At 68.1% G+C, this 21,059-nt stretch carries 20 protein-coding genes and 1 riboswitch; of the genes, 9 read left to right on the forward strand and 11 right to left on the reverse strand.

The annotated features are described in order from the left end of the window. The first annotated feature begins 72 nt into the window (after nt 1–72). Genes AC1IQ6_RS22870 through AC1IQ6_RS22880 form a run of 3 tightly spaced genes read left to right on the forward strand, consistent with a single transcriptional unit; the run spans nt 73 to nt 1,869 of the window. Nucleotides 73–294 carry a zinc-finger domain-containing protein gene (locus AC1IQ6_RS22870; RefSeq protein ID WP_102775592.1) on the forward strand — a complete coding sequence of 74 codons (222 nt, stop codon included), beginning with the start codon at nt 73–75 and terminating at the stop codon, nt 292–294. 34 nt (nt 295–328) lie between these two features. Further along, entirely contained in the window at nt 329–751 is a 423-nt protein-coding gene (locus AC1IQ6_RS22875; protein WP_102775591.1) for a YybH family protein, read from the forward strand. Between the two features lie 17 nt (nt 752–768). Next, nucleotides 769–1,869 (forward strand): YheT family hydrolase, encoded by a 1,101-nt coding sequence (locus tag AC1IQ6_RS22880; protein WP_111826453.1) that lies wholly within the window; start codon nt 769–771, stop codon nt 1,867–1,869. Nucleotides 1,870–1,872: 3 nt separating this feature from the next. Here AC1IQ6_RS22880 and AC1IQ6_RS22885 read toward each other — a convergent pair whose 3' ends face one another. Further along, nucleotides 1,873–3,396: a M48 family metalloprotease gene (locus tag AC1IQ6_RS22885; protein WP_247747897.1), complete on the reverse strand. Its 1,524-nt coding sequence runs from the start codon at nt 3,394–3,396 to the stop codon at nt 1,873–1,875. A gap of 56 nt (nt 3,397–3,452) precedes the next feature. Between AC1IQ6_RS22885 and galU the strand changes: the two genes are divergently transcribed. Continuing rightward, nucleotides 3,453–4,304, forward strand: coding sequence for a UTP--glucose-1-phosphate uridylyltransferase GalU (gene galU, locus AC1IQ6_RS22890; RefSeq protein ID WP_102775589.1), 852 nt, complete (start codon nt 3,453–3,455; stop codon nt 4,302–4,304). Between the two features lie 15 nt (nt 4,305–4,319). Here galU and AC1IQ6_RS22895 read toward each other — a convergent pair whose 3' ends face one another. From AC1IQ6_RS22895 to AC1IQ6_RS22930, 8 genes are all read right to left on the reverse strand, one after another. Then, nucleotides 4,320–5,186, reverse strand: a complete 867-nt coding sequence (locus AC1IQ6_RS22895; protein WP_102775588.1) for a cytochrome c oxidase assembly protein — start codon at nt 5,184–5,186, stop codon at nt 4,320–4,322. Between the two features lie 77 nt (nt 5,187–5,263). Beyond that, nucleotides 5,264–6,355: a porin gene (locus tag AC1IQ6_RS22900; RefSeq protein WP_485865343.1), complete on the reverse strand. Its 1,092-nt coding sequence runs from the start codon at nt 6,353–6,355 to the stop codon at nt 5,264–5,266. 34 nt (nt 6,356–6,389) lie between these two features. Further along, on the reverse strand, nt 6,390–9,167 hold the full coding sequence (gene mgtA, locus AC1IQ6_RS22905) for a magnesium-translocating P-type ATPase (protein WP_485865344.1): 2,778 nt from the start codon (nt 9,165–9,167) through the stop codon (nt 6,390–6,392). A 418-nt stretch (nt 9,168–9,585) separates the two neighbouring features. Next, nucleotides 9,586–9,918: a hypothetical protein gene (locus AC1IQ6_RS22910; RefSeq protein ID WP_102775585.1), complete on the reverse strand. Its 333-nt coding sequence runs from the start codon at nt 9,916–9,918 to the stop codon at nt 9,586–9,588. Between the two features lie 398 nt (nt 9,919–10,316). After that, nucleotides 10,317–10,646, reverse strand: a complete 330-nt coding sequence (locus AC1IQ6_RS22915; protein ID WP_485865345.1) for a phenolic acid decarboxylase — start codon at nt 10,644–10,646, stop codon at nt 10,317–10,319. 57 nt (nt 10,647–10,703) lie between these two features. After that, nucleotides 10,704–11,822 carry an alkene reductase gene (locus AC1IQ6_RS22920; RefSeq protein ID WP_485865346.1) on the reverse strand — a complete coding sequence of 373 codons (1,119 nt, stop codon included), beginning with the start codon at nt 11,820–11,822 and terminating at the stop codon, nt 10,704–10,706. Nucleotides 11,823–11,941: 119 nt separating this feature from the next. Continuing rightward, nucleotides 11,942–12,748 (reverse strand): 2,5-didehydrogluconate reductase DkgB, encoded by an 807-nt coding sequence (gene dkgB, locus AC1IQ6_RS22925; protein ID WP_485865347.1) that lies wholly within the window; start codon nt 12,746–12,748, stop codon nt 11,942–11,944. A gap of 189 nt (nt 12,749–12,937) precedes the next feature. Further along, nucleotides 12,938–14,131, reverse strand: a complete 1,194-nt coding sequence (locus AC1IQ6_RS22930; RefSeq protein ID WP_485866597.1) for an MFS transporter — start codon at nt 14,129–14,131, stop codon at nt 12,938–12,940. A gap of 93 nt (nt 14,132–14,224) precedes the next feature. Here AC1IQ6_RS22930 and AC1IQ6_RS22935 point away from each other — a divergent pair, with 93 nt between their 5' ends. Further along, nucleotides 14,225–15,127, forward strand: a complete 903-nt coding sequence (locus AC1IQ6_RS22935; protein ID WP_485865348.1) for a LysR substrate-binding domain-containing protein — start codon at nt 14,225–14,227, stop codon at nt 15,125–15,127. 38 nt (nt 15,128–15,165) lie between these two features. Here AC1IQ6_RS22935 and AC1IQ6_RS22940 read toward each other — a convergent pair whose 3' ends face one another. After that, the gene (locus AC1IQ6_RS22940) at nt 15,166–16,170 is read right to left on the reverse strand and encodes a sodium:calcium antiporter (protein WP_102775576.1); all 1,005 of its coding nucleotides are present in this window, start codon (nt 16,168–16,170) and stop codon (nt 15,166–15,168) included. 43 nt (nt 16,171–16,213) lie between these two features. Beyond that, nucleotides 16,214–16,411, reverse strand: a riboswitch (yybP-ykoY riboswitch). 129 nt (nt 16,412–16,540) lie between these two features. Between AC1IQ6_RS22940 and AC1IQ6_RS22945 the strand changes: the two genes are divergently transcribed. Then, the gene (locus tag AC1IQ6_RS22945; protein WP_111826446.1) at nt 16,541–17,884 is read left to right on the forward strand and encodes an aminopeptidase P N-terminal domain-containing protein; all 1,344 of its coding nucleotides are present in this window, start codon (nt 16,541–16,543) and stop codon (nt 17,882–17,884) included. Between the two features lie 6 nt (nt 17,885–17,890). Here AC1IQ6_RS22945 and AC1IQ6_RS22950 read toward each other — a convergent pair whose 3' ends face one another. Then, entirely contained in the window at nt 17,891–18,358 is a 468-nt protein-coding gene (locus tag AC1IQ6_RS22950) for an NINE protein (RefSeq protein WP_102775656.1), read from the reverse strand. A gap of 82 nt (nt 18,359–18,440) precedes the next feature. Between AC1IQ6_RS22950 and AC1IQ6_RS22955 the strand changes: the two genes are divergently transcribed. The 3 genes from AC1IQ6_RS22955 to AC1IQ6_RS22965 all read left to right on the forward strand — a co-directional run bounded on the left by AC1IQ6_RS22955 (nt 18,441) and on the right by AC1IQ6_RS22965 (nt 21,027). Beyond that, nucleotides 18,441–19,607 carry a UbiH/UbiF/VisC/COQ6 family ubiquinone biosynthesis hydroxylase gene (locus tag AC1IQ6_RS22955; protein ID WP_485865349.1) on the forward strand — a complete coding sequence of 389 codons (1,167 nt, stop codon included), beginning with the start codon at nt 18,441–18,443 and terminating at the stop codon, nt 19,605–19,607. 115 nt (nt 19,608–19,722) lie between these two features. Next, on the forward strand, nt 19,723–20,748 hold the full coding sequence (gene dusB, locus AC1IQ6_RS22960; RefSeq protein WP_168202257.1) for a tRNA dihydrouridine synthase DusB: 1,026 nt from the start codon (nt 19,723–19,725) through the stop codon (nt 20,746–20,748). Between the two features lie 39 nt (nt 20,749–20,787). After that, the gene (locus tag AC1IQ6_RS22965; protein WP_006217670.1) at nt 20,788–21,027 is read left to right on the forward strand and encodes a helix-turn-helix domain-containing protein; all 240 of its coding nucleotides are present in this window, start codon (nt 20,788–20,790) and stop codon (nt 21,025–21,027) included. The last annotated feature ends 32 nt before the right edge of the window (nt 21,028–21,059 follow it).

Below are 21,059 nucleotides of genomic sequence, written 5' to 3' on the forward strand. Positions count from 1 at the left end.
GGCCCGGCCCGCGATCGGGCCGCGCCATCGCCACAACCTGCCGTTTACCGGTTTTTTTATTCAGGAATATCCATGACCGCTGCTGCCCCGGCCGCCGTCCCCCACTCCCACGAAGTCATCGAAGTCGGCGCCGAAGACCTGCCCGTTTTCTGCCCCGGCCCCAAGGCGCCGCTCTGGAGCATGCACCCGCGCGTCTTCCTGGACGTGGCCCGCACCGGTTCGGCCAGCTGCGCCTATTGCGGCGCCCAGTACCGCCTGAAGCCCGGCACCGTGCTGCACGGCCACGGGCACTGAGCCGGCCTTACAACGCATACCCGTTTCCGTCACCATGTTCGCCACGCCCGAAGAAGCAGAACACGCGTTCTACGAAGCCCTGGAACAGGCGGACAGCGTTCGCCTGATGCAGATCTGGGCCGACGACGAAGAGGTCGTCTGCATCCATCCGGGAGGCCTGCGCATCGTCGGGCACTCGGCGGTGCAGGAGTCGTGGCAGCAGGTGCTGGCCAACGGCCCCCTGCACATCCGCCCGCTGCGCCCGCTGGTCATGCAAAGCATGATGTGCGCGGTGCACGTGCTGGTCGAACAGGTGGCGATGCGCACCCGGGAAGGCACGCAATTCGCCAATTGCTACGCCACCAACATCTACCACAAGGGCCCCACGGGCTGGCGCATGGTCATGCACCACGCTTCGCCGGCGCCCACGGAAGCCGGGGTGCTCGACCTGCACGACGTACCCGACATGCTGCATTGACCGGGGTGGATTTCTCGTTGGCCGCTGCTCGCCTGGATACAACACCCTGCCCCGTTCCTTCCTGGCTGCCCGGAGGCGATAGCCAGACGGTCTATGCCGCCCTGTTCGCGCAGTACCACCGCATCGCCTTCGTGCGCGAGCGGGTCGATACGCCCGACACCGACTTCGTCGATTTCGACTGGACCGGCCCGGGGCTGTTTCCGCACAAGGCCGCCGACGGCGCGCCGGTCAGCGGCCAGCGTCCGGTGGCCAACGGCAAGACCGCCGCGGCCAGGTGGATGACCGAAGCCGACTGGCAATCCCTGCCGCACAACCCCGACACCCCCGCCCTGATCCTGTTCCACGGCCTGGAAGGCGGCAGCAGCAGCCGCTACGCGCAGTCCATCGCGCACCATTTCCGCGCGCGCGGCTGGATCGTGGTGATCGCGCACTTCCGCGGCTGCTCGGGCGTGCCGAACCGCCTGGCGCGGGCCTATTACTCGGGCGATTCGGCCGAGGTGGGCTTCATGCTGGAGACCGTGCGCCAGCGCATCCCGCACGCGCGCTGGCATGCCGTGGGCGTCTCGCTGGGCGGCAACGCGCTGCTGAAATACCTGGGGGAGCACCACGAGGAAACCCGCTGGCTGAACGCCTGCGCGGGCGTCTCGGCGCCGCTGGACCTGGTGGCCTGCGGCAAGACCCTGTCCACGGGCGTCTTCAACCGCCGCGTCTATACCGCGCATTTCCTGAAGACGCTCAAGCACAAGGTGCTGGAGAAGGCGCACCGCTTTCCGGGCGCCGTCGACGTCATGCGCATCGCGCACGCGCACGACCTGCGCGAATTCGACGACACCTACACGGCGCCCATGCATGGTTTTCGCAACGCGCTCGATTACTGGACGCGCGCCTCCAGCAAGCCCTGGCTGCCGAAGATCGCCGTGCCCACGCTAGTGCTCAATGCGCGCAACGACCCCTTCATCCCGGCCGCCTCGCTGCCCACGCCGCAGGACTGCTCGCCTTCCATCCTGCTGCACCAACCTACGGACGGCGGGCACGCGGGCTTTCCCACGGGCAGCTTCCCGGCCCACCTGAACTGGCTGCCGCAGCGGCTGGGGCGCTTTTTCGAAACCGGGCTGTAGGGTTCAGCCCGACTTGAAGCGCTCCAGCAGCTGGCGTTCCTCGGCCAGCTTGTCCTTGACTTCCTTGATCTGCACGTCGATCTGCGACTGCTCATAGAAATCGTTGGACATGCCGCGCGCCTGCTGCAGCTGCGATTCGGCGGCGGCGAACGCGCCGGTCATGACATAGAAGCGCGCCAGGTCGCGGCGCGCCTGCACGGGCTTGCCGTTGCGCTCCTCGCTTTGCGCCAGCATCTGGTAGAGGCTGGGCTCGTCGTCGCCCCAGACCTTGATTTTGGCCCGCAGGTAGTCCTGCGCCTCGGCGTGGCGGCCCACGCTTTGCAGCGCCTGGGCGTAGGCGATGCCGAGCGCGCGCTGGTCGGGCCAGCGCTTGGTGGCGGCCTGGGCCAGTTCCAGCGCCTTGGGGTAGGTCTTGCGCGCCAGCGCCACGTCGATGCCGAGCTTGGCCAGCTGGGGCGAGTTGCGTCCGTCCGCGGCGGCCAGTTCCAGGTTGCGTTCGGCTTCGGCCAGGTTGTTGCGCTGGAAGGCCTGCAGCGCCAGGCCGTAGTAGGCGGCCGAGCGGCGCACGCCGGACAGCGCCTGCGCCTCGTCCTGGAGCTGCTGGGCGGCCGAACGCAGGCTGACGGCGTCGCGCCCCTGCACCACCCGCATCTTGGCGCGCAAGTACCAGAAATCGTCGCTGTCGATATGGCGCGAGGCCGGCATGCCGCGCACGCGGTTCTGGATGTCCGACATGCGCTCGATGGACAGCGGGTGGGTGCTGGCCCAGGAGCCGCCGCCGGCGCCTTCGTTCAGGCGCGAGGCGTTCATCAGGCGCGCGAACATCTGCGACATGCCGCTGGCGTCGTAACCGGCCTTGGTCAGCATCTGGACCCCGGCGCGGTCGGCCTCGCGCTCGGCGTCGCGCGAGAAGCCCAGCTGGCGGTTGATGGCCGCGGCCTGGCCGAACGCGGCCACGCCCACCGCCAGGTTGCCGCCGCCGCCGGCCAGGGCGGCCAGCAGCGCCCCGGCCAGGCTGGCCAGCATCACCATGCCGTTCTGGTTCTGCTGCGTCATGCCGCGCGCGATGTGACGCTGCACGACGTGGCCGATTTCGTGCGCCAGCACCGCCGCCAGTTCGGATTCGCTGGCCGAGGACACGATCAGGCCGGTATTGACGCCGATGTACCCGCCGGGCATGGCGAAGGCGTTGATCTCGGGGTCGCGCACGCCGAACATTTCCACCTCGGGCACGGCGCCCGACGCGTAGGACGCGAGCTTGCGCCCCATGGTGGTGAGGTACTGGCTGAGTTCGGGGTCGTCGATATAGGTGGGGTCGCGCCGCCCCTGGGCCATGATGGCCTGGCCCAGGCTGCGCTCCAGCATGGGCGAGAGTTCGGCCGCCGAGGCCGCGCCCATCGAGGGCAGCCCCATCGGCTGCGCCCAGGCGGTTGCCGGCAGCCCCGGCACGGCCAGCGCCGCACAGAGGCCGAAAATTGCGCCTCGTTTCGCAATCGAGCAAATGGATGGCATTTTCCTGCGGTTCATAAGCCTATGATAGCGATGAGATTAAAATGTTTCATCGACTCCCCAACGAGGTCTCAATGCGTCCTGTCCGTAAAGCCGTTTTCCCCGTCGCTGGCATGGGCACGCGCTTCCTGCCCGCCACCAAGGCGATGCCCAAGGAAATGCTGCCCGTGGTCGACAAGCCGCTCATCCAATATGCCGTCGAAGAGGCCGTCGCCGCCGGCATCACCGACCTGATTTTCGTGACAGGACGCAACAAGCGCGCAATCGAAGACCACTTCGATTCCGCCCCCGAGCTTGAATCCGACCTGGAAAGCAAGGGCAAGCACGAGCTCCTGGCCATGGTGCGCGGCATTCTACCCGCGCACGTCAACTGTCTGTACATCCGCCAGTCGGCCCCGCTCGGGCTGGGCCACGCCGTGCTGTCGGCCGCCCCGGCCGTGGGCGACGAGCCCTTCGCCGTGCTGCTGGCCGACGACCTGATCGACTCCGACACGCCGGCCCTGAAGCAGCTGGTGGACGTGGCCGTGGCGCAGAACGCCAGCGTGCTGGGCGTGCAGGACGTGCCCCGCGCCGACACCCGCAAGTACGGCATCGTGGCCACCCGCGAGGGCGAGTCCCGCGCCGACGGCCGCACCGAGCGCGTCACGCACATCGTTGAAAAGCCCGATCCCGAAGTCGCCCCGTCCACGCTGGCGGTGGTGGGCCGCTACGTGCTGGAAGCCGCCATCTTCGATCATCTGCGCTCCACCAAGATGGGCGCCGGCAACGAAATCCAGCTCACCGACGGCATCGCCTCGATGATGCGCGAACGCGCCGTGTACGCGCACCGCTACGACGGCGTGCGCTACGACTGCGGCAGCAAGGCCGGCATGTTCCAGGCCACCGTGGCGCTGGGCAAGAAGTACCACGGCCTCGAACCGGAATGAACCCGCGCTAGGCGGCTAGGCCGACAGCGCGCGGCTCTTGGCCCGCGCGCGGGCCTGGGCGTCGCGGTCGGCCTTGCGCAGGCGCCCCTTGGCCGACAGCCGCATCAAGGTTCCCAGGGCCACCATCAGGCCGATCACCTCGACCAGCGCGGCGGGAATCCACATCGTCAGCCCGCCGATGGTCTGGTCGGTCTGGGCCGACATCGCGATGGCGCGGCCGCACAGCTCGAACAAAGGGTAGATATCGCTTTCCGTGAAGGCGATGACCGCGCCCGCCACCATCTGCGGCAGCATCGTCAGCACCGGCGAAATGACCCGGCCGCCGGGCGTCATGGCCGCCGGCGGCGCGGGCCGGCGGTCGAGGATCAGGTTCCAGTACATGAAGCCGCTGATCACCACCGACCAGTTCATCAGGCGGTACAGGCGCCAGTCCAGCATGGAATAGAACTGCACCGACGGGATCAGCCAGACCAGCACCAGGAACACGAACAGCGACGGCACGAAGATCTTGTTGGTCAGCACCGCCACCGTGGCGCGGCCCGCGCCGGTGCGCAGGAAGTCCCGCAGCCGCAGCCGCCACGCCATGGGCAGGCCCGCACGCATGACCTGCCCCGGGAAAGCCGCCATCACCAGCAGCGGCCCCAGATGGTGCAGCACCAGGTGCTGGATGCGGTGGATGAAGAACATGCGCTCGGCGTAGTAGTCCAGCCGGGTATGCATGGACAGGTACAGCAGCACCAGGCCCGCCCAGAACAGGATCTTGCGCGCGCCGGTCACGCGATGGACGCGCTGGCCGCGCACGAACAGCGCGATGGCGACCGCAAAGGAAGCCACCAGCGTGGGAGAGAACTCCCAGGGTACGAGCCATTCGAGACTATCCATGCAAACCGTCCGGAAAACTGCGGGGATGACGAGGACCGGCGCCAGGCGCCGCATCCCGTCGATTGTAGCTGCGGAGCTCAGAAACGGTGGGAGATGCCGGCGCCGCACCGGATGGTGTGGGAATGGGCCGGATCGAACTGTTCTTCCAGGGTGTAGTTCGAGGCATAGCCCGCAAACGCATAAAGCGTGGTCCGCCGCGACAGGCCGTAGGTATAGCCCAGCGTGGCCACCTGCGCGTTGCGCGCCCGGGCGCCGTCGTCCCAGCGCCAATCCGGATGCGCCAGCGACCATTGCAGCAGCAGCGTGCCCGGCCCGGCCGGCACGCTGGCGCCGATCAGCCAGGCGTCGACCGTGCCGCCGCGCGCGAACGCCGGCGGCCCCAGGCCGTCCGGGCCGCCCCCGTCCAGCCCGGCATAGCCGTTGCGCTGGCGAGACCAGGCCACGGACAGCCTCAGCACCTCGAAGTCGTAAGCCGCGCCGAGCTGCACGGCCTGCGGACGGCCGCCGGCCTCGGGGCCGTCGGCCAGCCGCAGCTGGTCCCAGGTGGCGACCGCCAGCAGCGGCCCCTGCTCGTACTTCAGGCCGGCGCTGACGGCCCGGTTGTTCGCCGCGGTGCGGAAGCGATCCTGGCCGTCGGCGTCGAAGGAATAGCCGAGGCCGGCCTGGAAACCGCTCCACGTCGGCGAAAGATAATTCACCATATTGTCGAGCTGGTAGTTGTCCGAAGCCTTGAAGGTGGCGCCCATGCCCATTTCCTTCCAGGAAGCGATTTCCAGCGCGCTGCCGTACAGCTGGCCCACCGGGTGCTGGCGGCCCAACCGCAGCTCGCCATAGTCGTCGCTGGCCAGCCCGACCCAGGCGGCGTAGTCGAACAATTTGCCGTCGCCGTCGGCCCGCCGGCCCGAGGACGGGTCGAAGCCGCTTTCCAGCTGGAAGCGCGACCGCCAGCCGCCGCCCAGCTCTTCGGCGCCCATCAGCCCCCACAGGGAGTCGGTGAGCCCGCCGTCGAGCAGGCCGGCGCGGCTGCCCTTGCCCGAGGTGCTGGTGACGGCCAAGCCGGCGTCCACCACCCCGTACAGGAGCACGCCGCTCGCCGCGTCCGCGGCCTGCGCCCAGGGCGCCAGAACCGCGCCGGCCAGGGCCAGCGCGCCCATGCAGAAGCTTTTCATGCCGGTCTCCCGATACGGCCACGGACGCCCGCGGCTATTGCCAGCCATGACGGCGCACCCAGATCGTTTTCAGCAGCTGCGTCAGGACGCAGTAGCTGAGCAGGATACCCGCGAGCCAGGGGAAATAGCGCCACGGCAGCGCCTGCAGCTGGAAATACCCGGCCAGCGGCGAGAACGGCAGCAGCAGCCCCACGCCCACGACCGCCAGCGTCATCGCCGCCAGCGGCCAGGCGGGACGGCTTTGCAGGAACGGAATCTTGCGCGTGCGGATCATGTGCACCACCAGCGTCTGCGACAGCAGGCCTTCGACGAACCAGCCCGACTGGAACAGCGTCTGGTGCTCGGGCGCGTTGGCCTGGAACACGTACCACATGAGGGCGTACGTGGCGATGTCGAAAATGGAGCTGATCGGGCCGAAGAAGACCATGAACCGCCCCAGGCCGTCGGGGTCCCATTGCTGGGGCCGCCGCAGCAGTTCCGCGTCCACGTTGTCGAACGGGATCGCGGCCTGGGAGATGTCGTAGATCAGGTTCTGCAGCAGCAGGTGGATGGGCAGCATGGGCAAAAACGGCAGAAAGGCGCTGGCCACCAATACCGAAAACACGTTGCCGAAATTCGAGCTGGCCGTCATCTTCAGGTACTTGAGCATGTTGCAGAAGGTCTTGCGGCCTTCGATGATGCCGTCCTCCAGCACCATCAGGCTTTTCTCCAGCAGGATGATGTCGGCGGCCTCTTTCGAGATGTCGACCGCCGAGTCCACCGAGATCCCCACGTCGGCCGCGCGCAGCGCCGGCGCGTCGTTGATGCCGTCGCCCATGAAGCCCACGGTGCAGCCCTGCGCCCGCAGGCTGCGCACGATTCTTTCCTTGTGCGCCGGCGTCAGGCGGGCGAACACGTTGGCCTCGCGCACGGCGGCGGCCAGCTGGCGCTCGTCCATCTCTTCGATCTCGGCGCCCAGGTAGACCTTGCGCACCGTGAAATCGACCTCCCGGCAGACCTTCTGCGTGACCAGCTCCACGTCGCCGGTCAGCACCTTCACTTCGACGCCGGACTCGCGCAGCGCCGCCAGCGCGGGCGCGGTGGACTCCTTGGGCGGGTCCAGGAACGCGATGTAGCCCACCAGCACCAGGTCGGACTCGTCGGCCACGCCGTAGGCGCGGCCGGCCGGCGGCATTTCCTTCACGCCCACGGCGATGACGCGCAGACCGTCGCGGTTCAGCGCCGCCGTCACGCGGCGGATGTCCTGCCGGCGCGCCTCGGTCAGCGGATGCGTCTCGCCGCCCACGCGCAGGCGGGTGCAGGCGGCCAGCACTTCCTCCAGCGCGCCCTTGCAGATCAGCTCGTGGTGGTCGCGGCCGTTCTCGGTTTCGTTGACCACGACCGACATGCGGCGGCGCGCGAAGTCGAAGGGGATCTCGTCGACCTTGCGGTACTTCGCGGCCAGCTCCAGGCTGCGCTCGACTTCGGCGTGCTGCAGCACGGCCACGTCCAGCAGGTTCTTCAGCCCGGTCTGGTAGTAGCTGTTGAGATAGGCGTAGGCCAGCACCTCGTCGCAGCTCGCGCCGTAGACGTCGATGTGCCGCTCCAGCACGATGCGGTCCTGGGTCAGGGTGCCGGTCTTGTCGGTGCACAGCACGTTCATCGCGCCCAGGTTCTGAATGGCGTCCAGGCGCTTGACCACCACTTTGCGCCGCGACATGCGCAGCGCGCCCTTGGCCAGCGTGGCCGTGACGATCATGGGCAGCATTTCGGGGGTCAGCCCCACGGCGATGGCCAGCGCGAACAGCAGCGCCTCCAGCCAGTCGCCCTTGGTGAAGCCGTTGATCAGCATGACGATGGGCGCCATCACCAGCATGAAGCGGATCAGCACCCAGCTCACCCGGTTGATGCCTTGCTGGAACTGGGTGGGCTCGCGGCTGGCCTGCGTCACACGTCCGGCGAGCTGGCCGAAATAGGTGCGCGCGCCGGTGGCCACCACCAGGGCCAGGCCGGAGCCGCTGACCACGTTGGTGCCCATGAACGCCATGTTTTCCAGCTCCAGCGCGGCGGCGGCCGGGGTGCGCTGGCAAGCGTGCTTCTCGACCGGCAGGGATTCGCCCGTCAGCGCGGCCTGGGCCACGAACAGGTCCTTGGCCGCCAGGATGCGGCAGTCGGCCGGAATCATGTCGCCGGCCGACAGCAGCACCACGTCGCCCGGCGCCAGGTCGGCCAGGGGCACTTCCGCCTGGCGCGGCCCGCCGGCCTGCGCGCCGCCGAACTGGCGCGGCGCCGGGCCGGCATCGCTGCGCAGCACCGTGGCGGTGTTCTGCACCATGGCCTTGAGCGCCTCGGCCGCGCGGTTGGAGCGCCGCTCCTGCACGAAGCGCAGCACGGTGGAGATCAGCACCATGGAGCCGATGATGAGGGCCGCGGTCCACGATTGTTCGGCCGGCGCGGCCATGCGCACGTCGGTCAGCCACGACAGCACGGCCAGCGCCGTCAGCAGCAGGTTGAACGGATTGCGGTAGGACAGCCACAGATGGGCATGCCAGGACAGCGGCTTTTCGTGGTCGACCTCGTTGGCGCCGTGGCGCTCGCGCGCGGCGCGGGCCTGGGCTTCGCTCAGCCCCGCCCGGCTGCTGCCGTAGCGGGCGAACAGGGCGTCGTCGTCCAGCCGCGCCAGCGCCAGCATCTGGCGGTTGGCGCGGCGGCCGGCTTCGACCGACGCGGCGGCGTCGCCGGCCCGCAACGGCATGGGCGTGCGGCGGAAATGGCGCGCGACATGGCGCAGGCCGGCCGCCGACGAAAAGAAGGAATGGAGGAACTTGAACATTGGAGTGCTCCGGTTTTTCTGGTGTTGTCGGAGACACTGACGCTTCCGCCCGCGGCTGCGCGCGGCCGGCCGCGGGCCACGGCCTGCGGGGGGCAGGTCGTCGTTCCGCTTACGGGCGTGCGCAGACGCCGGGGCGATGTTGCCGGTGTCCGGATCGCGTCGTAGATGCGCCGGGTGCGGAAAACGGAAGAAAGGCTGGCGAAGGAATCCGGGGCGGCGCCAGCGGCTCACGTGGCGTGGGCCAGGCCGGGGATCCTGGGCTGCGGGCTCCGTACGGACCGGAACGGCTGTCCGATCGTCGGCTCGCAGCGAGAAGACGGGTCAGACAGGCATGCCGGTGCCGCGCACTGCACGGCGCAATCGAGATTCAGGGTCTAAGGCACTGGGCATGGATCTCTCCTGGTTTGGGCCGGACGGCTCAGGCCATCGCGGCCTGCGCGCCGAAATGCACGCGGCGCACGGCGGGGTTGGCGCTCAGGCGGCGGGCCTGCGACATCAGCTCGCCGCGCAGCTCGGGGGGGCAATTGACCGTGATGCAGGCCGATGCCGTATCGGGGTCGTGGCCCGGTTCGATCTGGACTTGCGAGACGGCCAGGCCGGCGGCGCTGAAGTCCAGATAGATCTGCTTGCGCAGGGCGCCCAGTTCGCCGCGCGGACAAATGACGGTCAGGCGCGAAGTGCCGCGGCGGCGGCTCAGGGCGGCGGCACGGTCCACGCCGGCGCGGCGCAGGAACAAGTCGAAGAAACGCATAACGACCTCCATTGCAGGAACGGGGAGCGTGATCGCGAATACGCGCGCAGGCCTGCGCGGCGCTGGAAGCACGGCACGAAACAGGCGTGCGCGTACGCGGGCGCTGCGGCTAGCGGCGGTTCTGGCGGTTGGTACGCCGGTGTATACGTTGGGGAGGTTCCCGGTAAGCCTGATGCGACCGGGAAGACCGCAACCTGTTCAACAGGCTGCGGCAGACGGAGTTCTGCGTGGACCTGTCAGACAGCGGCGTCGATGCAAGATCGACAACTTTCGCCGGAATCGGTATTCACGAAGATTGCTCCTGGGATGGATAACGCTCGAGATTTTAGCCGGGTTTCCACTTATGGACAAGGGTTATCCACAGAAAAAATGCCCGGCATCCATGCTTGCTTCCTTTTTCAGTGGAGCTCGGTCAGCGGCCCCTGCATGCGGTAAAAGCTCAGATCGGCGGCGGTGAAGCAGGCCTGCGAACGGCCGCGGATGAAATCGTCGATATGCACGACGGTGGCGCCATCCGCTTCCTGCCAGGAGATCGCGTAAACGCCATCGCTGACCTCCTGCCACTGGCATTGCGCCTCGCCGCTGGCGCCGGCGTAGGCGCCCGAGACGATGGCGTAGCGGATCGTCTTGCCGTCTTCCGAATAGATGTTGTGCGCAGACAGACCGTCGTAGTCGACACGAAAGCTGCGTCCGGCGAACAACGGACGGGAGGGGGTAGTGGTGCTCATGGCTTCGATCAGAGAGGCAGAGGCGCGTGGGCCGACACCAGGTTCTTGGCAATGCGCTCAGGCCGCTTCGGTTTCCAGTGCGGGGTAGTCGGTCAGGCCGCACTCGCCGCCGCCGAACAGTGTTTCGCGGTCATGCATGTTCAGCGGCGCGCCGGTGCGCAGGCGCTCGGGCAGGTCGGGGTTGGCGACAAAAGGCCGGCCAAAGCCGATCAGGTCGGCCCAGCCCTGCTCCAGGGCCTGGCGGGCGCGCTCGGCCGTGTAGCCGCCGGCATAGATCATGGCGCCGGGGAAGGCCTGACGCAGGCGCTGCTTGAAGTCCACCGGCATGAGCGGTGCGTCTTCCCAGTCGGCCTCGGCAATGTGGATATAGCCCACGCCCATGCCGGCCAGCAGCCGGGCCGCTCCCAGGTAAGTGGTTTCAGGGTCGGCGTCCACACAGCCATTGAGCGTGGTCAGCGGCGCCAGGCGAATGCCGACGCGGCCGGCGCCGCCCGTGCCCTCGATCAGCGCCTGGGTCACTTCGCCCAGGAAGCGCAGGCGGTTTTCCAGCGCGCCGCCATACTCGTCGGTGCGGTCGTTGGCGTTGGAGTCGATGAACTGGTTGACCAGGTAGCCGTTGGCCGCATGCAGCTCCACGCCGTCGAAACCGGCTTCCATGGCGTTGCGCGCGGCCTGGCGGTAGTCGGCCACGATGGCGTGGATCCCGTCGACGCTGAGCGCGCGCGGCATGGACGCCTGGGCGAAGCCGGGCTTGCCGTCGGCCTCGGCCACGAACACATTCACGCCCTGGGCCTGGATGGCCGAGGAAGACACGGGCGACTGGCCATTCAACAGGCTGCTGTGGCTCAAGCGGCCCACGTGCCAGAGCTGAGCAAAGATGCGGCCGCCGGCGGCGTGCACGGCTTCGGTCACCAGGCGCCAGCCTGCTATCTGCTCCGGCGTATGGATGCCGGGCGTCCAGGCATAGCCCTTGCCCAGCGGCGAGATCCAGGTGCCTTCGCTGACGATGAGGCCGGCGCTGGCGCGCTGGGCGTAGTACTCAGCCATCAGGGCGTTGGGCACGTCGCCGGGCTGGCTGGCGCGCGAACGCGTCATCGGGGGCATGACGATGCGGTTGGGCAGGTCGAGGCCGCCCATCGAATATGGCTTGAACAAGGGGTCTTGGATATCAGGCATTGCAAATCTCCTCGGCCGGCGCAGTCACCTTGGCCGCTGAACGATGAAAAACAGGCAGCACGTGCTCGGCGATCTCATGGAAGGTCTCGTCGAGCCAGAGTCGCCATTTCAAGCGCTCCTTAGTCCCACACCGGCGCCAGGCCCTCGGGGCTGACTTCGCGGCCGTTGCGCTCCAGGGAGGCGATCAGGGCCATGTCTTCGGCGTCCAGTTTGAAGTCGCGCGCCAGCAGGTTGCTGGCCAGGTTCTCGCGCTTGGTCGAGGACGGAATCACGGCATAGCCCAGTTGCAGCGCCCAGGCCAGCGCCACCTGCGCCACCGTGGCGTTGTGCTTGGCGGCGATGCCGGCCAGCACCGGGTCTTTGAGCACCTTGCCGTAGGCCAGGGTCATGTAGGAGGTGACCCGGATGCCCTGCTCCTTCAGGAAAGCCGTCAGCTTGCGGCCTTGCAGGTAGGGGCTGAGCTCGATCTGGTTGGTCGCGATCTCGCCCTCGCCCACGGCGGCGATGGCCTGGCGGGTCAGCTCGATATTGAAGTTGGAGATGCCGATCTGGCGGGTCAGGCCCCGGGCCTTGGCATCGGCCAGGGCTTCCATGTACTCGGACAACTCCACGCCATTGCCGGGCGCGGGCCAGTGGATCAGGGTCAGGTCCACATAGTCGGTGCGCAGCTTCTTGAGGCTGTCCTGCAGGCTGGGAACCAGCCTGGCCTTGCTGTAGTTCTCGACCCAGATCTTGGTGGTCACGAAGAGGTCCGTGCGCTGCACGCCGCTTTCGGCGATGGCCTGGCCGACTTCGGCCTCGTTGCCGTAGATCTGCGCCGTATCGACGGCGCGGTAACCCACGTCCAGGGCGTTGCGGACCGAGTCGATCACGACTTGGCCGTTCAGGCGGAAGGTGCCGACGCCGAAGGAAGGAATATTGCTCATGGAAGGACTCCTGGGATGATGTGAAAGGCGGGGTGGTTTCCCGATAGGCTGAAGTTTGCGCTTTTCATATTTGCCAATTAAGCCCCTTATCGAACAAATTCTTTTGAAATAAAGTTAAATATCGGAGCAAAAAAAAGCCAGTCGAACGACTGGCCTCAGGTTCGCGGCGCCCGCGCCCGCCATGAACTTTCAGGCGCTGGCCAGCTGCCGGGAGGCGGCGCGGCGGTCCAGCCGCCCCGACAGCACGGTCAGGCCCAGGGCGCCCAGCGTCACCAGCGCTGCAACCCAGGGGGTATGGGCCAGGCCCAGGTGGCTGACGACCTGGGCGCCGGCCCAGGAACCGCCGGCCACGCCGAGATTGAAGGCGGAGATATTGAAGCCGGTGGCCACGTCGGTGGCCTCGGGCGCCACTTCTTCCGCCAGGCGCACCACATAGACCTGCAGGCCGGGCACGTTGCCGAAGGCCACGGCTCCCCAGGCCAGCACGGTCAGCAGCATCAGCGGCTTGCTGGGCGCGGTGAAGGTCAACACCAGCAGCACGGCGGCCAGTAGCGCAAAGATGAGCTTGAGCGCCACCACCGGACCCTTGCGGTCGGCCAGGCGGCCGCCCCAGAAATTGCCGACGGCCACCGAAACGCCGTAGGCCAGCAACACCAGGCTCACCATGTTGGGACTGAAGCCGGTGATGTCTTCCAGAATCGGCGCCAGGAAGGTGAAGGCGATCAGCGAACCGCCGTAGCCCACGGCCGTCATGGCATAGACCAGCAGCAGGCGCGGCTGCAGCAGCACGCGCAGTTGGCGGCTGAGCGGCGCCGGTTGGGCATGCGCGATATTGCGCGGCACCAGGGCCCATGCGCCGATCATCGCCACCAAGCCAAAGGCCGCGACGACCAGGAAGGTAGTGCGCCAGCCGAAATGCTGGCCGATGAACGTACCCAGCGGAATCCCGGTGACAAATGCCACGGTCATGCCGCTGAACATGGTCGCGATCGCGCTGGCGCCCTTCTCGCGCGGCACCAGGCTGGTGGCGACGATGGTGCCCACCGAGAAGAACACGCCATGGGCCAGGCCGGTGAGCAGGCGGGCCACGATCAGCGTTTCGTAGCCGGGCGCCAGCCAGGCCACCAGATTCCCCGCGGTGAACAAGGCCATGAGGCCGACCAGCAACAGCTTGCGCGGCACGCGGCCGGTCAGCGCCGTCAGAACGGGCGCGCCGATGGCCACGCCCAGCGCATACAGGCTGACCAGCAGACCGGCCGAAGGCAGGGAAACGCTCAGATCGGAGGCGATGGTCGGAATCAATCCGACGATGACGAATTCGGTGGTCCCGATGGCAAAGGCCGCCAGGGTGAGGGCAAGCAGGGCGAGAGGCCTGGCTGCGATCCAGTGATATTTTTCAATGGCTTGCAGTGTCCTCGTTTAATATTTGCGGATTAAGCCCGATATCAAACAAATTCTTTTGAATTAAATTCAATAATGAAGACCACCCTCGATGAGTTGCAGGCTTTTGTGGCGGTCGTGGACACGGGCTCCATCACCGCCGCCTCGGAGCTGCTGGGCCTTACGATCTCGGCCACCAGCCGCACGCTGGCCAGGCTGGAAGAAAAGCTTCAGACCACGCTGCTACGCCGCACCACGCGCCGTCTGGAACTGACCGAGGAAGGCGCCAGCTTTTTGCAGAGCGCCCGCGCCATCATCGCCTCGGTCGACGAAGCCGAGGAACAGATGGCCGCGCGCCGCATGCGCCCGGCCGGGCGGCTGCGTGTCGATGCGGCCACTCCTTTCATGCTGCATGTGCTGGTGCCGCTGATAGCCGGTTTTCGCGAGCGCTATCCGCAGGTGGAACTGGAAATGAACTCCAACGAAGGCATCATCGACCTGATCGAAAAACGCACCGACGTGGCCTTTCGCATCGGCGTCCTCAAGGACTCCACGCTGCACGCCCGCCCCGTGGGCAGCAGCCAGGTGCGCGTTCTGGCCAGTCCGGCCTACCTCAAGCGCCACGGCACGCCCACCGGCACGGAACAGCTGGCCCGGCATTCGCTGCTGGGCTTCACCCAGCCCGAATCGCTCAATGACTGGCCGCTGCGCGGCCCGGCCGGCGACACCCTGCGCATCCAGCCGACGATAGCCTCCTCCAGCGGCGAAACCCTGCGCCACATGGCCCTGGCAGGCCTGGGCGTCGTCTGCCTGTCGGACTTCATGACGCGCGAAGACCGCAAGAGCGGCAAGCTGGTGCAGTTGTTTGCCGCCGAGACACTGGACGTGCGCCAATCCATCAACGCGGTCTACTACCGCAATACCGCGCTGGCGGCGCGCATCACCTGCTTCGTGGACTATGTCATGGAGACCCTGGGCCAGCGGCCATTCACGGCTTGAAAAAGGGGCGGCGCGGACGGTTTGCGCGCCGCCCGCCATCAGGCGTAGAAATGCCAGCCCAGGTAGGCCGCGAAGGCCAGGTACAGGCCGCCCACCGCCGACAGCGCCGGCACGCTCATGGCCGCGCGCTGGAAGCGCAGCCACAGCAGGCCGATCGACAGCATGGTGAACAGGCCGGCCACCAGCAGCGGCGCATCCAGCAGCCAGGGCGTCATGAAGATGCCCAGCGCGCTGGGTATGGTGGCCTGGATCATCATGGCGCCCGAGATGTTGGCCAGCGCCAGGCGCTCCTTGCCCTGCCGTACCCAGATGAGCGCATTCATGATTTCGGGCAGTTCGGTCGCCACCGGCGCCAGCAGCAGGGCCGCGACGTGGGGCGAGGCGCCCATCGCCACGCCCAGCGCCTCGATCTGGTTCACGAACACGTGCGAGGCGCCCGCGATCACCACCAGCGCCAGCACCGTCTGCACGATCGCCCAGGACAGCGACGGGTCCTCGTCGCGCGGGCGCAGCTTGAGCGGCTCCAGGTCTTCGCTGTCCAGGCTTTCCTCGTCGTTGCTGAGTTCGCGCTTGACATAGAGGGCGTAGGTGGCCAGGAACAGGATGCCCAGCCACGGTTTCCAGGCGAACGCCAGCAGGCCCAGGCCGACCTTGAACACGAATATCCCCATGAACCAGGCCTGGTCGCGGGCCAGCCTGCGCTGGTCCGCATTGATACAGTCGGCCTGGCTCACGCGGCCGCGGCGCGCGCGCCACAGCGCCAGGCCGACCACGGCATAGGCCAGCGTGGCCAGCACCAGCGGCCCGCCCATGGCGGCGCCGACGCCGATGTCCTTTTGCTCGGGGGTGTCGCCGAAGACCACGGCCATGAAGGTGACCGCGCTCTCGGGCAAGGCCGTGCCGAACGCCGCGAGCACGGTGCCCGTGGCGGTGGCGCCGAGCTGGAAGCGGTGGCCGACCCACTCGACGCCGTTGACGAAGAATTCGCAGGCGAAGTAGATCACTGCCGCAGACAGGAAGAACAGGAACAGGGTGAGGAACATATAGACGCAGCCGGACGAGCAGAAACCATTGGCGCGACATCGCGGCTCGCCCGGCCAGGGGTGAACGCAATGCGGCCAAAGGTCTCGCCTGGCTGATCCATGCGGCGGGCGCGCCGCCGAGCATGGAAACCGCTAACGCCATGGAGTTCTAGCGGCTGCTCCGCAGCGCTGAACCACCAAGTCTGTTGACGCTAGCTCCTTTGAGGGGGCAAAGGATGGCTACTCCCCAATGACAGAGCGGCGATTGTAGCAGCCCGTGCCGATCCGTCCAGTCATTTCGGCATGACCGCGCGGGGTGTCGTGTTTGCGGTATGGCAGGTAAAGTAAACGCCATCCCCAACCCTTGCCGGGGCTTGCGCCCCCGCCCGCCATGAGCCTGCCTCCCGACGATATCGCCCCCTTCGCCGCCCGCCGCCAGCGCCTGATGGAACAGATGCGCGCCGCGGGAGGCGGTATCGCCGTCCTGGCGACCGCGCCCGAGGCCGTGCGCAACCGCGACGCCGAATATCCGTACCGGCACGACAGCGATTTCTTCTACCTCACCGGCTTCACCGAGCCGGACGCGTGGCTGGTCCTGATCGCCGGCGCGTCCGACCGCGCCCTGCTGTTCTGCCGGCCGCGCAACGCCGAACACGAAATCTGGGAAGGCAAGCGCTTCGGCCCCGAGGCCGCCGCGGCGCATTTCGGCTTCGACGACGCCCATCCCGTCGACGCGCTGGACGAGCTGATGCCCACGCTGCTGCTCGACCACCCTACCCTGTACGCCCCGCTGGCGGGCGACAAGCGCACCGACGGGCGGCTGCACCGCTGGCTGGCGGCGGCGCGCGAGGCCGGCCGCGGCGGCCACGCGCCGCCCGCGCGCCAGCAGGACATCCGGCCGGTGCTGGCCGAGATGCGGCTGGTCAAGGACGCCTCGGAGATCGCGGCGATGCGCCGCGCGGCCAAGATCTCGGCCGGCGCCCACGCGCGCGCCATGCGCGTGTGCCGCCCCGGCATGCACGAATACGAACTCGAAGCCGAACTGCTCTACGAATTCCGCCGCCACGGCGCGCAGTCGGTGGCCTACAACAGCATCGTGGCCGCCGGCGCCAACGCCTGCGTGCTGCACTATCCGGCCGGCGAGGCCGTGCTGCGCGACGGCGACCTGGTCCTGATCGACGCCGGCTGCGAGGTGGACAGCTACGCCAGCGACATCACCCGCACGTTTCCGGTCAACGGCCACTACAGCGGCCCGCAGCGCGCGCTGTACGACCTGACGGTGGCGGCCCAGGAGGCCGCCGCCCAGGCCACCGCGCCCGGGCGCGGCTTCAACGACGCCCACCAGGCGGCGCTGCGCGTGCTGGCGCAGGGCATGCTGGACCTGAAACTGCTGAAAGGCTCGCTCGACGGCGTGCTGGAATCCGGCGACTACAGCCGGTTCTACATGCACCGCACCGGCCACTGGCTGGGCCTGGACGTGCACGACGTGGGCGACTACCGCCAGCCCGGCCCCGCCCAGGGCGCCGAGCGTCCATGGCGCAGGCTGGAGGCCGGGATGATGCTGACCATAGAACCCGGCATCTACGTGCGGCCGGCCGGCGACGTGCCCGAGGCCTACTGGAACATCGGCATCCGCACCGAGGACGACGCGCTGGTCACCGACGAGGGCTGCGAGATCATCACGCGGGGCGTGCCGGTGCAGGCCGGCGAGATCGAGGCGCTGATGCGGGAATAGCGGGCGCTAGAACACGTAGCCGTCCAGCCAGCCCATCGCCACCCAGGTATAGACCACCACCATCGCGATCGCGCCCATCGACGCGATCGCGCCGACCAGGCAGGCCAGTAGGGCCACCAGCACCGGCCCCCAGGCCGTGTTGCTGGGCCGGCCCAGGCCGGGGTTGTAGAGGCGGTCGAATTTCTCGTCCGGCATCAGCGAGAACACCGCGCTTTCGATGAACCCGTCGATCATCGGAATGAACAGCAGGAAGAAGGCGGGGTTGTCGTACCAGACCGGATAGAAACGCAGCGCGCAAAAGCCGCTGACCAGCGCCAGCGCGGTCACCACCCAGGCGTGGCGCCGGCCCAGATACCACCAGTGCGCGCCCATCCAGCCGAAGAAACAGGCCAGCAGGCCCACGGCGACCTTGCCGCGGGGACGGCGGGCGGATGCTGTAGACAACGGGGAGGATTGCGCCTGGGCCTGCGTCATGTCGATCAACCGGTAAGGGGAACGCCGGCGCCTGGGCGCGCCGGCTCTGCGTGCGATTGTAGTGGACGGTTAAAATCCGCGGATGACCTCATCCGCCTTCGACATTGCGATACTCGGCGCCGGCCCGGTGGGCCGGGTGCTGGCCCTGATGTTGGCGCGCGTGGCGCCGGACCCGGCCCGCATCGCCCTGCTCGCGGGCAACGCGCCCGCCCCGGCCGCGGCGGCCGCTGCGCCGGCCGCGGACCCGCGGGTGCTGGCCATGAACCACGGCAGCCGCGTGCTGCTGGAATCGCTGCAGGCCTGGCCCGAACGCTCGGCCGACATCCGCAACATCCATGTGTCGCAGCGCGGGCGGCTGGGCCGCACCCTGATCCAGAACACCGATTTCGGCGTGCCCCAGCTGGGCAGCGTGGTCGCTTACGCCGGGCTGTACGCGAAACTGGACGAGCGCGTGGCCGACAGCGGCGTGACCGTGCTGTCCGGGCCGCCCGCCCGGATCGACCGCCAGGACGGCGACGGCGTGCGCATCCGGCAGGGCGAGACCGAACTGCTGTGCCAGGTCGCCGTGCAATCCGACGGCGCGGGCGCTTCCGACCTGCGCCGCGACTACGGCCAGCACGCCGTGCTGACCAGCGCGCAGGCCACGCTGCCGCGCCGCGGCTGGGCCTGGGAACGCTTCACCGCGGAGGGTCCGCTGGCCCTGCTGCCCCATCCGCAGACGCCGGACGCCTATTCGGTGGTCTGGTGCTGCGCGCCGGAACGCGCCGCCGAACTCGCCGCGCTGGACAACGCCGCGTTTTCGCAAGCCCTGTCCGCGGCCTTCGGCGACCGCCTCGGCCGCCTGTCGAGCCAGGCGCCGCGCCACGTCTTCCCGCTGGCGCTGAGCGCGCGCCGCGCGCAGGTCCACGGCCGCGTGGCGGCCATCGGCAACGCCGCCCAGACCCTGCACCCGGTCGCCGGCCAGGGCCTGAACCTGGGGCTGCGCGACGCCGCCCGCCTGGCCCAGACGCTGGGCGGCTGGCTGGCCCATCCCCAGGGCAGCCCGGCCGCGGCCCTGACCGAGTTCGCCCGCGCCCGCCACGTGGACCGCGCCATCACCGCCGGCCTGACCGACCTGATGCCGCGGGTCTTCGCCACCGGCCTGGCGCCGGTCGAGCACGCCTGCGGCCTGGCCCTGCTGGCGCTGGACCTGGCCTCGCCGCTGCGCGCGCCGCTGGCCCAGCATCTGCTGCAGGGGTTCCGCGCCTGAGTCCTCTCGACCCGTCCCCCGTCGGGGCGGCTCGGTTTGCTTTGGTCGTCCATCGTTACCAGCCGTTTGCCGGCCGGAAAAATGAGGGCGCGATCGAGCCGGTTAAAATGTGAGCATGCGCATAGGCCAATGGTCCCTTCCCAACAACGTTCTGGTCGCGCCCATGGCGGGCGTGACGGACCGTCCTTTCCGCCAGCTCTGCAAGAAGCTGGGGGCCGGCTACGCCGTCTCGGAAATGGCCGCCAGCAACCCGAAGCTGTGGGATAGCGTCAAGACCTCACGCCGCCTGAACCACGACGGCGAAATCGCCCCGGTCTCGGTGCAGATCGCCGGCGCCGATCCCGCCATGATGGCGGAGGCGGCGGTGTTCAACGCGAATAAAGGGGCCCGGATCATCGACATCAACATGGGCTGCCCGGTCAAGAAGGTCTGCAACGTCGCCTCCGGGTCGGCGCTGCTGCGCCACGAAGACCTGGTGGCCCGGATTCTCGATGCCGTGGTGTCGGCTTGCGCGCCGCTGGGCGTGCCGGTCACGCTCAAGACCCGCACCGGCTGGGACCGGGAGAACCGCAACGCCTTGCGCATCGCGAAAATGGCGCAGGAGGCCGGCATCGCCGCCCTCACCCTGCACGGCCGCACGCGCGCCGACCTCTATACGGGCGAGGCGGAATATGACACCATCCGGGCCGTCAAGGCGGAGCTGGACATCCCCGTGGTCGCCAACGGGGATATCGATACTCCTGAAAAAGCCAGGCGCGTCCTGGATTACACTGGCGCCGATGCGGTCATGATCGGCCGGGCGGCCCAGGGCCGTCCGTGGATTTTCCGCGAAATCGACCACTACCTGCGCACGGGCGAAACACTGGCCCCTCCCTCATACGGGGAAATGCGCGAGCTGTTGCTCGAACATCTCGACGACCACTACCGGTTCTATGGCGAGCACACCGGCGTACGCACGGCGCGCAAGCACATCGGCTGGTATCTGGACGGCCTGCCGGGAGCGGATTCGTTCTGCGCCCGCATGAATCTGATCGACAATACCCGAGACCAGTGGCGGGCGGTGTCGGACTGGTTCGACCTCATCTCGCGCGACGGCGGGCCTCATCCGGCGCCGATCGCAGAAGCCCTGCTGGCGGCATAACCGCCTCAACACCACCAACATAAAAATATCTGTACTCAAATGAGCAAGAAAGATGTCCTGGAAGAATGCGTGCGCGCCAGCCTGGAGCGCTATTTCGAAGACTTGGGCGAATCCGAGCCCCACGACATGTGGGACATGGTGATGCGTTGCGTCGAACGCCCGGTGCTCGAAGTGGCGCTGGAGCGCTCGGGCGGCAACCAGTCGCGCGCATCCGAAATGCTGGGCATCACCCGCAACACGCTGCGCAAGAAGCTGCTGGCGCACAATATTCAGGTATAGCTTTCCCGCGCGGGAGAGGCGCCGCGGCGCGC

The organism is Achromobacter sp. MUI-25009338 (assembly GCF_057359325.1).

What these genes read in the sequence shown, in the direction of transcription:
- dusB (WP_168202257.1), top strand. Translation starts at nt 19,723, where the DNA reads ATGCGCATAGGCCAATGGTCCCTTCCCAACAACGTTCTGGTCGCGCCC.
- AC1IQ6_RS22965 (WP_006217670.1), top strand. Translation starts at nt 20,788, where the DNA reads ATGAGCAAGAAAGATGTCCTGGAAGAATGCGTGCGCGCCAGCCTGGAG.
- dkgB (WP_485865347.1), bottom strand. Translation starts at nt 12,748, where the DNA reads ATGAGCAATATTCCTTCCTTCGGCGTCGGCACCTTCCGCCTGAACGGC.
- AC1IQ6_RS22870 (WP_102775592.1), top strand. Translation starts at nt 73, where the DNA reads ATGACCGCTGCTGCCCCGGCCGCCGTCCCCCACTCCCACGAAGTCATC.
- AC1IQ6_RS22950 (WP_102775656.1), bottom strand. Translation starts at nt 18,358, where the DNA reads ATGACGCAGGCCCAGGCGCAATCCTCCCCGTTGTCTACAGCATCCGCC.
- AC1IQ6_RS22940 (WP_102775576.1), bottom strand. Translation starts at nt 16,170, where the DNA reads ATGTTCCTCACCCTGTTCCTGTTCTTCCTGTCTGCGGCAGTGATCTAC.
- AC1IQ6_RS22915 (WP_485865345.1), bottom strand. Translation starts at nt 10,646, where the DNA reads ATGAGCACCACTACCCCCTCCCGTCCGTTGTTCGCCGGACGCAGCTTT.
- mgtA (WP_485865344.1), bottom strand. Translation starts at nt 9,167, where the DNA reads ATGTTCAAGTTCCTCCATTCCTTCTTTTCGTCGGCGGCCGGCCTGCGC.
- AC1IQ6_RS22945 (WP_111826446.1), top strand. Translation starts at nt 16,541, where the DNA reads ATGAGCCTGCCTCCCGACGATATCGCCCCCTTCGCCGCCCGCCGCCAG.
- AC1IQ6_RS22955 (WP_485865349.1), top strand. Translation starts at nt 18,441, where the DNA reads ATGACCTCATCCGCCTTCGACATTGCGATACTCGGCGCCGGCCCGGTG.
- galU (WP_102775589.1), top strand. Translation starts at nt 3,453, where the DNA reads ATGCGTCCTGTCCGTAAAGCCGTTTTCCCCGTCGCTGGCATGGGCACG.
- AC1IQ6_RS22885 (WP_247747897.1), bottom strand. Translation starts at nt 3,396, where the DNA reads ATGAACCGCAGGAAAATGCCATCCATTTGCTCGATTGCGAAACGAGGC.
- AC1IQ6_RS22895 (WP_102775588.1), bottom strand. Translation starts at nt 5,186, where the DNA reads ATGGATAGTCTCGAATGGCTCGTACCCTGGGAGTTCTCTCCCACGCTG.
- AC1IQ6_RS22910 (WP_102775585.1), bottom strand. Translation starts at nt 9,918, where the DNA reads ATGCGTTTCTTCGACTTGTTCCTGCGCCGCGCCGGCGTGGACCGTGCC.
- AC1IQ6_RS22875 (WP_102775591.1), top strand. Translation starts at nt 329, where the DNA reads ATGTTCGCCACGCCCGAAGAAGCAGAACACGCGTTCTACGAAGCCCTG.
- AC1IQ6_RS22900 (WP_485865343.1), bottom strand. Translation starts at nt 6,355, where the DNA reads ATGAAAAGCTTCTGCATGGGCGCGCTGGCCCTGGCCGGCGCGGTTCTG.
- AC1IQ6_RS22935 (WP_485865348.1), top strand. Translation starts at nt 14,225, where the DNA reads ATGAAGACCACCCTCGATGAGTTGCAGGCTTTTGTGGCGGTCGTGGAC.
- AC1IQ6_RS22920 (WP_485865346.1), bottom strand. Translation starts at nt 11,822, where the DNA reads ATGCCTGATATCCAAGACCCCTTGTTCAAGCCATATTCGATGGGCGGC.